Genomic DNA, 15,113 nt, shown 5'->3' on the forward strand with positions numbered 1-15,113 from the left:
ATTTCATGTATTTAGAAAAATTCTTTCATGGTTGCCAAGTCTGTGAGCACGACTTTGGGCTGAATGGTTTTTAATTTTTCGGCCGATGTATAACCCCAACCTACCGCAGCAAAATCAATACCTGCTTCATGTGCAGCTTCGCCATCCGTGGTTTGGTCGCCGACATAAATTGCTTGGTTTTTACTTACATCCAAAATGTTGAGAACACGCTTTATTCGCTTCGCTTTGCCAAATATAGACGAGCCACCATCAATATGGCTAAAAAGCTCACAGAGTTCTTTACCCAGTACATTTTGACAGTTTTCTTTAGAGTTTGAAGTAATAATTGCGAGCGTATAACCCCGCTTATGCAGTTCAATTAAGTGGTCCCGCATACCCTCAAACAAATGAATTTCTTCATCTCTTTCTTTCATTAACCGAATAAAGTCTTTCGCAATCCAAGGCAGTTTCCACCGAGAAACGTTCATCTCTTTCATAATTTCTCTAGGCGTAAGTTGTTTGTAGTAATCGACTTCGTGAAGGCTTACCGATTTAAATTTATACTTTGCGGAAAGTTGATTTAAAACGCTTAGAAAAAAATGAAAGGAGTCGGCTAAGGTGCCATCTAAATCAAAAATAATAGCCTGATATTCTTTTAGGTTTTTTTCCATTTCTAGTTTCGAAAATATATTTTTTATTATTATATTCTGTTTTCTATCGGTTTTTAAATCAGGCCCAACAAGGACCTGACCAAATTTCGATTTTTGTTTTAAGCTGCCGCTTTTTGTTCCTTTATCCAATTTTTAATACGGGCATCGAGTATATTTAAAGGCAATGTTCCTGCATTTAAAACCATGTCATGGAACGCTTTGATATCAAAACGGTCTCCAAGCTCATGTTTCGCGAGCTCCCGTAGCTCTAAAATTTTTAGTTGGCCCATCTTATATGCCAATGCTTGGGCAGGAATAGCGATATAGCGATCCGTCTCTGCCTGAATATCAGGTTCATCTAAAGCTGAGTGTTCTCTCATGAAATCAATCATTTGCTGACGCGTCCACTTTTTATAATGCACGCCAGTGTCCACCACTAAGCGACAAGCACGGAACAACTCACTCGATAGTCTTCCATAGTCTGAAAGCGGGTCTTTATAGAAACCAACATCTTTACCCAGTTGCTCTGCGTAAAGTGCCCATCCTTCAATGTAGGCGGTGTGGTTGGGTTGCTTTCGGAACATCGGCAAATTTGGCAAGTTTTGGGCAATATCAATCTGCATATGGTGGCCGGGAATTGCCTCATGGTAAGCGGTTGCTTCCATGGATATTTTGGAACGTTCAGAGAAGTCGCCAGTATTTACATATACTTGTCCCGGCCGTGAACCATCAGGTGTTCCTTGGTGATACTCCGCACCTGCCGCTTCTTTTTCTCGATATTGCTCTACAGGTAAAACTTCGACTTTATTTTTGGGTAATAAACCAAAGAGCTTTGGCAACTCTGGTTGCATTTGGGCAATATATCCGCGATAAATCTCTAAAATTTCTTCACGAGATTTTGGGAAAACCGCGGGATTTGTTTTTAGAGATTGTTGGAAACTTTTTAAGTCATTGAAACCTTGTGCTTTGGCAATTTTCAGCATTTCCGCTTCTATACGAGCAACTTCTTTTAATCCGAGCTGATGAATGTTTTCAGGGCTTTCCGAGGTTGTCGTATTATTTTCTACATAAAAGCGATAGAGTTCGTCACCGTTTGGCAAACTCCATATACCCTCGTGTTGTCGTCCATAGGGTAAGTAATCTTTCTGAATAAACGTCCCGAGTTTTTGATAGGCAGGCCGAACATTCTGATCTATGGCTTGTAGCACTTCACGGCTTAAACGCTCTTGTTCTGCTTTCGAAATATTTTTTGGAAATTGCTTTAATGGAGAGGCAAAAACACTGTCCTTCCCTGCGGGCGTCGCAATGCTAGTAATCTGCTTTGCCACCTTTTCAATTAAATATTTGGGTGGCATCAAGCCATCTTTTTGTCCTTGTTTCGCTAACTGAATACCTTGCTCAAGAATAAGAGGGATTTGTTTTAAACGAGAAATATAGTCTTGATATTGTTTAGCATTATCAAATGGAATCGAACTAATAAATCCCGGAAATTGTAAATGTAGTCCCCACATTTGATTAAAAGGCATCTCATACAATTTCAAATCATAATATTTAAGTGTTTCTTTCAACTGATAAATCATTAAATCTTTATTTAATTGATCAGTTGCTGAAAACCCTGTGCTATCAATTGCTTCAAAACGTTTTAAAAAATTTTGCGTAGTTTTTTTATCTTTCTTAATCTGATTTTTTGAAAACTCGGTCCACCGATTGTTGTAGCGTAAATCACCTAAAGTCGTTGCAATTTCAGGATTATTTTTTAAAGTATATTCCCACTGCTCTTGTAAAAGCTGGTTTAAAGCTTTCACCCGAACAGAGATATCACTCTTTTGTTTAGATTGTGATTTTTCGATGGTATTCGTATTAATTTCGGGGTTTGCAGCACCAGAAGAATGAGACATCCAAAATAAAACACTGATACAAGCAAAATGTAAGGTTCTGTTTTTCATTTAATTATCCAAACATATTTAACGAAGTTTAAAATAAAGACAAAACAAATTACGTGCCAAGCAGCCTATAAAATAGTGTAAAAATCGAGTATTTTTTAACTCAATGATTTTATAAATTAATTTTCTTTTTAATTATATTATTTATAGTTGCTATCTATATTCCGTATCTGACTTTAATTTACCAGAAAGTCAAAAAAAAGCGCACATGAGCGATCTCAGTGCACTTTTTCATTTCTACATTAAAAATTGTTTCTCAAGAAAACAAATATTGATAAACAATATAGGCAGCCAACTTTGCAGTTCTATTGTCTAAATCAAATTTTGGATTGCACTCAGCAATATCTAAAAGTTTGATTTTTCCAGTCTCTTGAATATGCTTAAAAATCGCTTCAAAAGTCGCTAAATCAATTCCTTTTACAGCAGGTGCACTGACTCCTGGTGCAACCGCAGCCGTGAATACATCTAAATCAATCGTAACGTACAAACAGTCTACTTTTTCAATAAAAGCATCAACCGCTGCAAGCACGTTGTTTAGGTTAAAAATATTAACCTCATGATCACGTAAATATGAACAATTCAGCGCATCGGCAGTATCAAACAAAATTTTAGTATTGGCATGGTTGGCAACCCCAATACATAAATAATTAAATTGTTTTTGATACTGTTCTGAAAGACGAGCTGCCTGTAAAAAAGGTGTTCCAGAGGTGGCATGCTCAGCTTCACGCAAATCAAAATGGGCATCGAAATTAATAATGCCGATTTTTTTATCTGGCGCGTGGGCTTGTACATATTGGAACAGACCGCTAAAGCTGCCAAATGCAACTTCATGTCCACCGCCCAATACAACAGGTTTTAAGCCATGTTCTAGGCTATTTGCGACTTGTTCAGCTAATTCGCTTTGTGCTTGCTCTAAATTGCCATATTCACAGGTCACCGTCCCCAAATCGACAATACTGACTGGACGATGAATTGGTAAGTTAGCCAGTTGGGTACGAATCGCATCTGGTGCGTCGGCAGCACCAACTCGGCCTTTATTACGTTTTACGCCTTCATCAGAGCTAAAACCAATCAGGGCAAATTCAGCATGTTGGGTGGTGTTCACTATATGGTGAATACGTTGATGTGCCTCACCCTCGCCATCATGTCGGCCTTGCCATTTAAATGTGTGATTCATGTGACACCGTTTAAAAAATAACTTCTTGTCCATGCTGAACGACTCGCTTAGGCAAATCTCCGCCCAGCCAGTAAACAATTTCAGATGGATGCTCAATATCCCAAGCGACAAAGTCAGCGACTTTACCCTGCTCCAAACTACCGTGTGTTTGCTCTAAACCAAGCGCTTGTGCAGCATGAATAGTGACACCTGCTAATGCTTGCTCAGGCGTTAAACGGAATAACGTACTGCCCATATTCAGCATTAAACGTAAAGAAAGTGCTGGAGATGTACCCGGATTTAAATCACTCGACAGCGCAATACGCACGCCATGTTTAATGAGGCTTTCAATCGGTGGGTATTGTGTTTCACGCAATAAATAAAAGGCACCCGGTAATAACACTGCAACCGTGCCCGACTCTGCCATGGCTTTGACATCATCTTCGGTCATGTACTCTAAATGGTCAGCCGACAAAGCATGATAACGTGCTGCCAAACTTGAACCACCTAGCGATGAAAGCTGTTCGGCATGAAGCTTAACGGGTAGCCCCAATGATTGTGCCGTTTTAAAAACACGTTCAACCTGAGCAGGTGAAAATGCTAAATGCTCGCAGAAAGCATCAACTGCATCGACTAAGCCTTCAGCATGCAGTTTAGGCAGCATTTCTGTACAGATATGCTCGATATAAGCGTCGCTTTGGTCTTTGTACTCTGGCGGTAAAGCATGTGCAGCTAAACACGTACTTTTTACCGTCATCGGTAATTTTTCACCAATTTGACGGATCACACGCAGCATCTTGCGCTCGTTTTCGTAGTTGAGTCCGTAGCCAGACTTAATTTCAATGGTGGTTACACCGTCTTGTTGCATGCAGCGAATACGCTTAAGGGCTGAGTTCAGTAATTGTTCTTCGCTGGCTTCTCGGGTTGCGCGTACTGTACTAGCAATACCGCCACCACTTGCAGCAATTTCAGCATAACTCACGCCCTGTAAGCGCTTTTCAAACTCAACACTACGGTTACCACCAAATACGCTATGCGTATGACAGTCGATGAACCCTGGGGTTACCCAAGCGCCATTTAAGTCAACTGTTTCGGAATAAGTGTCGGCAGGAAGTTGTTGTTGTTTTCCAATCCAGTGGATGAGATGCCCTTCTGTGACAATTGCAGCATCTTCAATGTAGGAATATTGCCCATTTTGCATGGTGGCAATATGGCAGTTTCGCCAAAGTTTTTTCATTAGCCTATCCTCGAAACTGCCCAACAGTAAAACTATTGGGCAGCTGATTTGTTAGCTTTCCATTTCTATGTTTTGCTGGACAGGCTCACTTTCCTTTCCCAAGCTTTGCTCTGGTTTTACCCAAATACGATAAGCAATAGTTAAGAGAGCAAGCCAAGTGATTCCTACATAAATTGCAGGACGCGAATCTGGGAAGTAGCCCATCATCACTAAAATGAACACCATAAAACCGATTGCAAAAGCAGGAGCATATGGCCAGCCAAATACAGGGAAATCAAGTGCCTTAATTTCAGCAGTAGATAATTTACGGCGCATAGCCACTTGCGAAAGCAAGATCATGAGCCATACCCAAACAGTTGCAAACGTTGCAATTGATGCAATGATGACAAACACATTTTCAGGAATCAGGTAGTTCAGCACCACACCAATTAACAGCACGCCAGCCATAACCACAACAGTCATCCAAGGCACGCCATTACGCGATAATTTTTGGAAAATTCGAGGTGCTTGACCACGATTTGCCATACCGTACAACATACGGCCTGCACCAAACACATCACTATTAATTGCCGAAATTGCAGCAGTTACCACTACAATATTTAAAATATTTGCAGCAGATTTAATGCCTAAGTTTTCAAAAATTTGTACAAACGGACTGCCTTGGCTACCAATCTGGTTCCATGGGAAAATCGACATGAGTACAAATATAGTCAGTACATAGAAAAGTAAAATACGTACCGGAACAGCATTAATTGCTTTTGGTAAAGTGGTTTTCGGGTCTTGTGATTCACCTGCTGTAATACCAATAATTTCGATACCACCGAAAGCAAATACCACTACAGATAAACATGCAACCAAGCCTGCAATGCCATGTGGCATAAAGCCTTCATAGATCCATAAGTTTTGAATCCCCGGCACTACACTGCTATGGTCAGCATGGAAGCCATAGAACATCAAACCTAAGCCACCTAAAATCATGGCAACAATGGCACTCACCTTGACAATTGAGAGCCAAAATTCGAGTTCACCAAAGACTTTCACATGAATGAGGTTAATTGCGCCCAAGAACATGATGAGAGACAAAATCCAGATCCACCGTGGGACATCGGGATACCAGAACCCCATATAAATACCAAACGCAGTGACATCGGCAATTGCAACAATCACCATCTCAAAAACATAAGTCCAGCCTGTCGTAAAGCCGGCCAAAGGACCAATGTATTGAGAAGCATAGTGGCTAAATGAGCCAGAGACAGGGTTATGGACTGCCATTTCACCCAGTGCGCGCATCACAATATAAATTGCAATCCCTGCAACGATGTACGCAAGTAATACTGAAGGCCCTGCCATTTTAATAGCAGTTGCCGAACCATAGAAAAGCCCAGTTCCAATTGCTGAGCCCAATGCCAAGAAACGAATGTGGCGGGTGTTTAAGCCCCGCTGTAGTGTGGAGTTTTGTGACATTATAATCTCCAATCCTTGAGGAAATTTAGTTGGATTCGGCCACTCCATGTGACCGTTTTATCAATCACACTTCAGATAAACTAGGGAGTAGTTTTGGAATGAGTAACTCGTTTAGGCAACCACTCGCAAGCAATTCACTAGCCTGTTCGATATCAGGAGCAAAGAAACGGTCTTCACTGTAGTAAGGAACTTGGTCGCGCAAGATTTTACGAGCTTGTTCAAGTTTAGGCGAGCTTTTTAAACCTTCACGGAAGTCTAGACCCTGACAAGCGCCTAACCATTCAACAGCTAAAATGCCGCGAACGTTATCAGCCATATACCAAAGACGTTTACCAGCATTTGGAGCCATCGATACATGGTCTTCTTGGTTGGCTGAAGTCGGTAGGCTATCCACACTTGCAGGATGTGCAAGCGCCTTGTTGTCACTTGCAAGAGCAGCAGCGGTTACCTGAGCAATCATAAAGCCCGAGTTAACACCACCATTTGCTACCAAGAACGGTGGAAGCTGTGACATATGACGGTCCATCATCATCGAAATACGACGTTCAGATAGTGAACCAATTTCTGCAATTGCCAATGCTAAATTGTCGGCCGCCATTGCAACAGGTTCTGCATGGAAGTTACCACCAGAAATCACGTCACCTTGTTCAGCAAATACAAGCGGGTTATCAGATACGGCATTTGCTTCAATTTCTAATACTTCAGCAGCCTGACGGATTTGAGTTAAACATGCACCCATCACCTGTGGTTGGCAACGTAAAGAATATGGGTCTTGAACTTTGCCACATTCTTCATGTGAACGAGAGATTTCACTCGAATCAGTCAATAAATCGCGATAAGCCGCAGCTACATCAATTTGACCACGTTGGCCGCGTACTTCGTGAATACGCGCATCGAAAGGTGCACGTGAACCAAGCATTGCTTCAACACTTAAGCCACCACAAACTGTCGCGGCAGCAAATAAATCTTCCGCTTCAAATAAACCACGTAAAGCGTAAGCTGTCGAAACCTGCGTACCATTTAAAAGTGCCAAACCTTCTTTAGCCGCTAAAGAAATTGGTTCTAAACCTGCAATTTTTAAAGCTTCAACTGCTGGTAACCATTCACCTTTATAACGTGCCTTACTTTCACCAAGTAAAACTAAAGACATGTGTGCAAGTGGTGCCAAGTCACCAGAAGCCCCTACTGAACCTTTAAGTGGAATGTGTGGGTAAACTTCAGCATTAATTAAGGCCAACAAAGCATCAATGACTTTACGACGAATACCAGAGAAACCACGTGCCAAGCTATTTGCTTTCAATAGAATAATTAAACGGACCATTGCATCATCAAGTGCTTCGCCTACACCTGCGGCATGGGAAAGCACCAAAGAACGCTGTAATTTTTCTAAATCTTCAGGCGCAATTTTAGTTGAAGCAAGTAAGCCAAAACCTGTATTAATACCGTAAGCTGTACGTCCTTCATTTACAATTTGCTCTACACAAGCCACGCTTGCATTAATTGCAGATGAAGCACTTTCATCTAATTTAACTTTAATTGGGTTGAGGTAAGCTTGACGTAAATCGGCTAAGGTCAGTTTTCCCGGTTGGATCAGTAATTCCATGTTGGCTTCCTAATTTTTTGCACTATATTCTGCTGAGACGGTGCTTTTCACAATTGCAAAAAGCACCGCCAGTTCTTCCATGTATTTTTATTGCGTGATCATTGGCAAGTGTAGGCCTTGCTCTTTGGCACAGTTAATCGCAATTTCATAACCTGCATCGGCATGACGCATAACACCTGTTGCAGGGTCATTGGTCAGTACGCGAGCAATACGTGCAGCAGCTTCATCTGTACCGTCACACACAATCACAACGCCCGAGTGTTGAGAGAAGCCCATACCTACACCACCACCATGATGTAGAGACACCCAAGTTGCGCCGCCTGCTGTATTTAACAATGCATTTAATAAAGGCCAGTCTGATACTGCATCTGATCCGTCTTGCATTGCTTCAGTTTCACGGTTAGGACTTGCAACCGAACCTGAGTCTAAGTGGTCACGACCAATCACGATCGGTGCAGACAATTCACCGCTACGAACCATTTCGTTAAATGCCAAACCAAGTTTTGCACGTAAGCCTAAACCTACCCAGCAAATACGCGCTGGTAAGCCTTGGAAGCTAATACGTTCACGAGCCATGTCTAACCAGTGATGTAAATGCTCATCATCAGGAATTAACTCTTTAACTTTGGCATCTGTTTTATAAATATCTTCTGGGTCACCAGAAAGCGCTGCCCAACGGAATGGACCAATACCGCGGCAGAACAACGGACGGATGTATGCAGGTACGAAGCCTGGGAAATCAAAAGCGTTTGCTACGCCTTCTTCTTTCGCCATTTGACGGATGTTATTACCATAGTCAAATGTTGGAACACCCATTTTTTGGAAATCAAGCATGGCTTGTACGTGTTTTGCCATCGACTGTTTTGCAGCTTTTACAACAGCTTCCGGTTCTTTTTTCGCGCGTTCACGGTATTCATCCCAAGTCCAGCCTACTGGTAAGTAGCCATTAAGTGGATCGTGTGCACTTGTTTGGTCAGTCACCATGTCTGGACGTACACCACGGCGTACAAGCTCAGGTAAAATTTCAGCAGCATTACCATGAAGTGCGATTGAAATTGCTTTACCTTCTTTTGTATAGCGATCAATACGTGCTAAAGCGTCGTCTAAATCAGTCGCTTGTTCATCTACATAACGAGTACGTAAACGGAAATCGATACTTGCTTGTTGGCATTCAATGTTTAAAGAACATGCACCTGCAAGTGTTGCAGCTAAAGGCTGAGCACCACCCATACCGCCTAAACCAGCAGTAAGAACCCAACGACCTTTTAAATCACCATTGTAATGTTGGCGACCTGCCTCAACGAAAGTTTCATAAGTACCTTGTACAATACCTTGGCTACCAATGTAGATCCACGAACCCGCTGTCATTTGACCGTACATTGCCAAAGCTTTAGCGTCTAATTCGTTAAAGTGTTCCCAGTTCGCCCAGTGCGGTACAAGGTTTGAGTTTGCAATTAAAACGCGTGGCGCATCTTTATGAGTTTTAAATACACCTACTGGTTTGCCTGATTGAACTAATAAAGTTTCGTCAGTTTCAAGATTTTTTAGCGTATCTACAATTTTGTCGAAACATTCCCAGTTTCGTGCTGCACGGCCAATACCACCGTATACCACCAATTCTTTCGGGTTTTCTGCAACGTCCGGATCAAGGTTATTCATCAACATACGCAATGGGGCTTCAGTTAACCAACTCTTAGCCGTTAATTCAGTGCCGCGTGGTGCACGAATTTCTACATCACGAAATTTTGTTGTCGTTGTTGTCACAGTCGGACTCCTTCCTTTGAGCTTACATCAGCAGAACATCACTTGTTTCTGCATTTGTATAGTAATGTATTAACTTGTATATACATCTATATACTACACAAATATTTTTCGGCGTGAAGAGGCTTGCTCGTATTTTTTTAAAAAAATTGAATAAACTCATGAATTAAATTAATTTATTTTTATATCTGACATAAAAAAAGCACATATCTTCTAACAAGACATGTGCTTTTTAATCAGTAAACTATATCTTTTTAACGTTGAATTAACTCAATGATATAGCAACTTTTGTGCTGTTTTTTTGGAAAATTGATTGATGTGACACTAGCATTTTTCTCAATTTTTAGCGTCTCATGAGCAGCAAGCTGAACGGAATGCTCATCAACGTTCACTTCCGTTTCACCACCCTGATTAAAAATAAAAATCAGGTCTGCCGAGCTTATAAATGCCTGCTCCGCTGCCTCATTCAACCACTGAAAACGGGCATGAAACTTTGCAGGATCATAAATTAAATTTAAATCCCGAATTGCACCGTCAACTAGTTCGCTTTGGACCTGACTCTCGCCATGGAAAGCAAAAATATCGCCCTGTTTCAGCTTTTTGGCAGGAAGGTCATCGACATGCAGTACCATGCCCTGCCCATCAAGTACGCTAATAATGCGTTGTTTATTGGGAAATAACGAAAATGGCCCAGAAGTTGTTACATCTGCCATCGAAATGCGCCACTCAAAGTCGGCTTCACCTTGGCTTCGAGCAATTTCTAAAGTAAAGCCTGCACCATTTTTCCAAAGCATTTTTGTATATTGATCGACCCTGATCAATTCAATCATGGATTAAATTTCCCTTCGAGATAATAGCGACTGCCCGGATAAATCAATCGTGCACTTGAAATGAGTTGTTTGTTTGACCATGTGCGACGGCGGATGAGTAAACACGGTTCAGCTTTAGTAATCTTTAACCACTTACACTCTTGAGGCGATGCTAAAACGGCCTCAACAATGTGTTCACCTTCTGTCACGGGTGCTTTTGCCATGAGGTAAGCATTTGGGGTAATGGTTTTAAAATCTTGTTCTAAATAATCTGGAATCAGTGCTGCATCAACTAAACGATCTTCGACCTGAACAGGTACATCATTTTCATAATGCACAATAATCGAGTGAAATAATTTTTGCCCTTCGCGAGTCTGCATTAACACGCTTTGCTCTGCATTTGCATAAACTTGTTCTAAGACTAAAACTTCAGCGTGGTGCTTATGGTTTCGTGCAATAATCTCATCGGCAATATTATTAATTTGAAAAAGTGCAGTTCGGCCTTGCCCTTCAGCAACGAAAGAACCAACACCCTGAATTCGAACAAGTAAGCCTTCTGTTGTTAACTCACGTAGCGCACGGTTTACCGTCATACGGCTACAGCCGAGTTGATTAACGAGTTCACTTTCCGAAGGAATTTTTTTATTTACAGCCCAAGAGCCTTCATAAATCTTCTGTGAAATCAGCTGTTTTACGCGCTGATATAAAGGAACTGGACTATCAGCTTCAATCGAAAGCTCAGTATGTTCTTGTTTTGATGTTCTGGGCATAACAAATACTCAAAAAGGCAGCAGGCAAAAAGGTATTTTAGTTGACATGCTATGTATATACAACCACATACAACATGTTAATTTATGAATTAAATATATTTTAAAAAGTTTAAAAAATAAACATAGCTCGACAAGAGCTAATTTAAAGTTTTATGTAGAGAAATTCAAATATATAAAGGCTTTATCAACATTTATTTAATAGTTATTTCTGCTAAGCCAGTGCCCATCCCAGAAAACAAAAATATCATTTTTTCTGGTTTACGAAATGATGCTTAAAATTTTTATTTAAAATAACTGATCGATAGTATTCTTCTGCCACACAGTATATTAATAAAACTGGAAGCACATCGAATGCGTAATTATAAAATAGATATTCTTCGAGGAATTTCTATCCTTTTGGTTCTTTTACATCATTTTAATATTCCTTATAAACTTAAAGATACATGGTTAGGTTTTGATTTTTTAGGTGAAGCATTTAGCACAGTCATCGCAAGAAATGGAAATTATGGCGTCACCATGTTTTTTGTGATTTCGGGTTTTTTAATTACCCATCACACTTTAAAACGAGACAAACAATTTTCTGCAATTAACCTCAAGCATTTTTATATCCGACGGGCAGCACGTATTTTACCGTGTCTGGTATTACTCATTTTAGGTGTAAGCATACTTGGTTCATTTGACTTAAAACCCTTTATGAACCAAGCACCGAATGGCATTGAGGTCTCTTATCCTTTAACCATATTTGCAGCCTTAACCTTCTGGATGAATATCCTGATTATTAAATTTGGTTGGGTAAACTACGCTTTGGGCGTGTTGTGGTCGCTCTCTGTAGAAGAAGTTTTTTACTTTGTTTTTCCATTATTGTGTCTACTCACCCGTAGTAATAAGGTCTTTATTGCTGTACTTGTTGGAGTGATTTTATATGGGCCTTATTTTAGGTCTCTCCATTTTGGAGAAGAAAGCGGCGCTTATTTATATCATTATTTTTCAAGTTTTGATGGTATAGCGGTGGGCTGTTTAACGGCGATTTTTTCTCATAAATATCAGCCAAATTGGACCTATAAAAAACCTCTTTCATGGTTGATTATTTTGAGTATGACCGCTCTATATTTATATGCGCCCATTAAAGAAGTCAGTACATGGGGTATTAGCTTATTTGCTCTTGCCACAGGTTTACTCATTTTGTGTTTCCAACATCCTTCCGAAACACAAGCACATAATCTATTTACCAAAGTAATGGTCTGGTTGGGGCAAAGAAGTTACGAAACTTATTTGTTTCATCTGGTTGTGCTGGGCCTTATGAAGGTTGCTTTTATTCCAGCCCAAACCGACTCTAGCATCAAAATTATGCTTTTAATTGGCTATTTGGTTCTGACTTTTATCATTAGCGCAGCAATAGAAAAATACTATTCCACCCCACTTAACAGCTACATTCGAAAGGTTTTTATTAAAGATAAATCATAAAAAATAAGCCCCTTGAAAATGGGGCTTTTTTATTAAGCAATCAACATCGTTTCATCATCTTGCTTAAAAGGATTAGACCAGCTCTGCCATGCTTGTGGTCCTAAAGCCATTTCTTTATCGTTTAACAAGCAGCTATCTAAGCGTTGTATTAAAGCTTGCTCATCCATTTGCATACCAATTAAAACCAGCTCCTGACGCGCATCACCTGTGCGGGCATCCCAGTTTTTCTTAATTTGTTCAATACTGGCGAGGTCACTCGGCCAGTCTTCTTCTGCAACGGCTGCCCACCAATAACCAGCTAAACCGTGTCGAGCCATTGCACCCGCTTGCGACCATGAATAAGCCAATGTCGGTTCGGCAGCCAACCAGAAAAAGCCTTTGGAACGCACGACTCCCGGCCATTCAGCCTGTACCAAATCATAAAAACGCTCGGGATGGAAAGGTCGGCGGGCACGGTAAACAAAGCTACTAATGCCATATTCTTCAGTTTCAGGTGTATGCTCGCCGCGTAACTCTTTTAACCAGCCCGGTGCTTGCGTGGCTTCATCAAAATCAAATAACTGTGTATTTAAGATTTTATCTAAAGCGACCTTTCCAAATTGAGCAATTTCAATTCGGGCACGCGGGTTTAACGTTTTTAAAATGGCGATAAGCTGGTCTTGCTGAGCCTGATCAACCAAATCAATTTTATTCAGTATAATCACATCACAAAACTCGATTTGATCAATAAGAAGATCGACTACAGTTCTTTCATCTTGCTCACCTAATGATTCGCCGCGTTGTTGCAGTGAGTCAACTGAACTGTAGTCCTTAAGAAAGTTAAAAGCATCGACTACCGTAACCATAGTGTCGAGTCGAGCAAACTCATTGAGTGAGTTTCCGTCTTCATCTTCAAAAGTAAAAGTTTCTGCCACAGGTAAAGGTTCTGAAATGCCTGTTGACTCAATCACCAATTGGTCAAAGCGTCCTTCATTGGCTAAACGTCTCACCTCAACCAATAAATCTTCTCGTAGCGTACAGCAGATACAGCCATTACTCATTTCAACCAGCTTTTCATCCGTTCTTGAAAGCTCTGCCCCACCTTCGCGTACTAATGCCGCATCAATATTTACCTCAGACATATCATTAACAATCACGGCAATACGGCGGCCTTCGCGATTATTTAAAATATGGTTGAGTAATGTGGTCTTTCCTGCACCCAAAAAGCCCGATAAAACAGTGACGGGAAGCTTGGCAAATGAGTTGGCGATTGCAGTGTGCATGGCTTGATCTCTTTGAATAATATTTAAACTGATCATGGCTGGCCATTTAAATATGGCCAGATCACAGGCGTAATCTATTTCTAAACCACAATAATGTTATGTTATAACATAACCATTGATCAAGTTTTTATTCCAGTTTTATCTAAGCCAAATCACTTAGTCTTTGAAAAAGTTGCTTTTATAGCCCCTGACAAATTGAGGTTCTATAGTGATGGTCTGGCCCCCATGCTCTAAAACCTTGACTATCAATATGGATTTGTCCTGAAGCATAAACACCCAGTCCCATATTAAACGCTTGGCCTTTAGTCGCCCAGAACTGACAAAGCTTGGTTTTAGTTTGTTGAATATTGAACTGGTCTAAGTCGCTAGGCTGTTCTGGCCCAATTCTAAAATCAAGTGCTGCATTAAAGACATGTCGGGAAGCATCAGCACCACCTGCACAACGGTTTAAAGCTAAAGCTCGATAGACCGAAGTCACTTCAAAATCGTTAATTACGCCTTCGTCAACCAATGCTTTTAATATATTGAGCGTCGGAACAATATTGGACCAAATCTCGCGTGGTGGAACTGCGTAAGGCTCAACTCCACATTTTTGCCAGTCTCGGGCTGAACGTAATAACTCGTGGTCTGGAACTAAATCGGCAAGTCCTTTTTGCTTAAGAAATTGCTTATAAGCTTGTACAGACTGTCTGTGATCTACGGTTGCGATCCAAACGACATAATCTTCAGGCTGTTGTTTGATTTTAACCACAGTTTTAGATGGTTGAGGCAAAGAGGGAGAGCGATGAGTAATCGTCGGCTGGGGTGTTTGAGTACTACAAGCCGCCAGAGATAATACGAGTAAACCTAAATAGCGCTTCATAAATATATTCTATCTTCCCTAAACATCTGGAAGCCTTTAATCATTTAATTTCAGAAATGTTATAATATAACACTTATTAAATTCTTTAATTTCTGTTGTAAATTTTAAAAAATAAAAAAGGACGTATTTATACGTCCTCTTTAGCTTCTAACT

12 protein-coding genes are annotated in these 15,113 nt (G+C 40.7%); 1 reads left to right on the top strand and 11 read right to left on the bottom strand.

Going from position 1 to position 15,113, the window contains the following annotated elements; all coding sequences use genetic code 11:
- Positions 1 to 11 precede the first annotated feature (11 nt).
- The 9 genes from KNQ97_RS10205 to hutC form a co-directional block, all read right to left on the bottom strand.
- Positions 12 to 650 carry an HAD family hydrolase gene (locus tag KNQ97_RS10205; protein WP_000414390.1) on the bottom strand — a complete coding sequence of 213 codons (639 nt, stop codon included), beginning with the start codon at positions 648 to 650 and terminating at the stop codon, positions 12 to 14.
- 98 nt (positions 651 to 748) lie between these two features.
- Positions 749 to 2,575: a DUF885 family protein gene (locus tag KNQ97_RS10210; RefSeq protein ID WP_253612180.1), complete on the bottom strand. Its 1,827-nt coding sequence runs from the start codon at positions 2,573 to 2,575 to the stop codon at positions 749 to 751.
- Positions 2,576 to 2,828: 253 nt separating this feature from the next.
- On the bottom strand, positions 2,829 to 3,749 hold the full coding sequence (hutG, locus tag KNQ97_RS10215; RefSeq protein ID WP_001016885.1) for a formimidoylglutamase: 921 nt from the start codon (positions 3,747 to 3,749) through the stop codon (positions 2,829 to 2,831).
- A gap of 10 nt (positions 3,750 to 3,759) precedes the next feature.
- A complete protein-coding gene (hutI, locus tag KNQ97_RS10220) occupies positions 3,760 to 4,965 on the bottom strand; it encodes an imidazolonepropionase (protein WP_253612182.1) in 1,206 nt (401 codons plus the stop codon).
- Positions 4,966 to 5,016: 51 nt separating this feature from the next.
- Positions 5,017 to 6,429 (bottom strand): amino acid permease, encoded by a 1,413-nt coding sequence (locus KNQ97_RS10225; RefSeq protein ID WP_000081464.1) that lies wholly within the window; start codon positions 6,427 to 6,429, stop codon positions 5,017 to 5,019.
- A 64-nt stretch (positions 6,430 to 6,493) separates the two neighbouring features.
- A complete protein-coding gene (gene hutH, locus KNQ97_RS10230) occupies positions 6,494 to 8,032 on the bottom strand; it encodes a histidine ammonia-lyase (protein WP_000421600.1) in 1,539 nt (512 codons plus the stop codon).
- Between the two features lie 87 nt (positions 8,033 to 8,119).
- Positions 8,120 to 9,796, bottom strand: coding sequence for a urocanate hydratase (hutU, locus tag KNQ97_RS10235; protein ID WP_000214181.1), 1,677 nt, complete (start codon positions 9,794 to 9,796; stop codon positions 8,120 to 8,122).
- 251 nt (positions 9,797 to 10,047) lie between these two features.
- Positions 10,048 to 10,623 (bottom strand): HutD family protein, encoded by a 576-nt coding sequence (locus KNQ97_RS10240; protein ID WP_253612184.1) that lies wholly within the window; start codon positions 10,621 to 10,623, stop codon positions 10,048 to 10,050.
- Positions 10,620 to 11,372: a histidine utilization repressor gene (hutC, locus tag KNQ97_RS10245; RefSeq protein ID WP_001138321.1), complete on the bottom strand. Its 753-nt coding sequence runs from the start codon at positions 11,370 to 11,372 to the stop codon at positions 10,620 to 10,622. The genes KNQ97_RS10240 and hutC overlap by 4 nt, the downstream gene beginning before the upstream one ends.
- Positions 11,373 to 11,723: 351 nt before the next feature.
- On the opposite strand from hutC, the gene KNQ97_RS10250 reads away from it, so the two are divergent.
- Positions 11,724 to 12,836 carry an acyltransferase gene (locus KNQ97_RS10250; protein WP_253612185.1) on the top strand — a complete coding sequence of 371 codons (1,113 nt, stop codon included), beginning with the start codon at positions 11,724 to 11,726 and terminating at the stop codon, positions 12,834 to 12,836.
- Positions 12,837 to 12,868: 32 nt separating this feature from the next.
- On the opposite strand, the gene zigA is transcribed toward KNQ97_RS10250, so the two are convergent.
- Positions 12,869 to 14,134 carry a zinc metallochaperone GTPase ZigA gene (zigA, locus tag KNQ97_RS10255; RefSeq protein WP_253612187.1) on the bottom strand — a complete coding sequence of 422 codons (1,266 nt, stop codon included), beginning with the start codon at positions 14,132 to 14,134 and terminating at the stop codon, positions 12,869 to 12,871.
- Positions 14,135 to 14,276: 142 nt separating this feature from the next.
- On the bottom strand, positions 14,277 to 14,960 hold the full coding sequence (locus KNQ97_RS10260; protein ID WP_253612189.1) for a D-Ala-D-Ala carboxypeptidase family metallohydrolase: 684 nt from the start codon (positions 14,958 to 14,960) through the stop codon (positions 14,277 to 14,279).
- Positions 14,961 to 15,113 lie beyond the last annotated feature (153 nt).

The organism is Acinetobacter sp. UC24323, from assembly GCF_024151445.1.
GTDB lineage: Bacteria > Pseudomonadota > Gammaproteobacteria > Pseudomonadales > Moraxellaceae > Acinetobacter > Acinetobacter baumannii.

Excerpts from the sequence above, each read along its gene's own strand:
- KNQ97_RS10240 (WP_253612184.1), bottom strand. The coding sequence starts at position 10,623 with ATGATTGAATTGATCAGGGTCGATCAATATACAAAAATGCTTTGGAAA.
- KNQ97_RS10260 (WP_253612189.1), bottom strand. The coding sequence starts at position 14,960 with ATGAAGCGCTATTTAGGTTTACTCGTATTATCTCTGGCGGCTTGTAGT.
- zigA (WP_253612187.1), bottom strand. The coding sequence starts at position 14,134 with ATGATCAGTTTAAATATTATTCAAAGAGATCAAGCCATGCACACTGCA.
- hutC (WP_001138321.1), bottom strand. The coding sequence starts at position 11,372 with ATGCCCAGAACATCAAAACAAGAACATACTGAGCTTTCGATTGAAGCT.
- KNQ97_RS10205 (WP_000414390.1), bottom strand. The coding sequence starts at position 650 with ATGGAAAAAAACCTAAAAGAATATCAGGCTATTATTTTTGATTTAGAT.
- hutI (WP_253612182.1), bottom strand. The coding sequence starts at position 4,965 with ATGAAAAAACTTTGGCGAAACTGCCATATTGCCACCATGCAAAATGGG.
- KNQ97_RS10210 (WP_253612180.1), bottom strand. The coding sequence starts at position 2,575 with ATGAAAAACAGAACCTTACATTTTGCTTGTATCAGTGTTTTATTTTGG.
- hutH (WP_000421600.1), bottom strand. The coding sequence starts at position 8,032 with ATGGAATTACTGATCCAACCGGGAAAACTGACCTTAGCCGATTTACGT.
- KNQ97_RS10250 (WP_253612185.1), top strand. The coding sequence starts at position 11,724 with ATGCGTAATTATAAAATAGATATTCTTCGAGGAATTTCTATCCTTTTG.
- hutG (WP_001016885.1), bottom strand. The coding sequence starts at position 3,749 with ATGAATCACACATTTAAATGGCAAGGCCGACATGATGGCGAGGGTGAG.
- KNQ97_RS10225 (WP_000081464.1), bottom strand. The coding sequence starts at position 6,429 with ATGTCACAAAACTCCACACTACAGCGGGGCTTAAACACCCGCCACATT.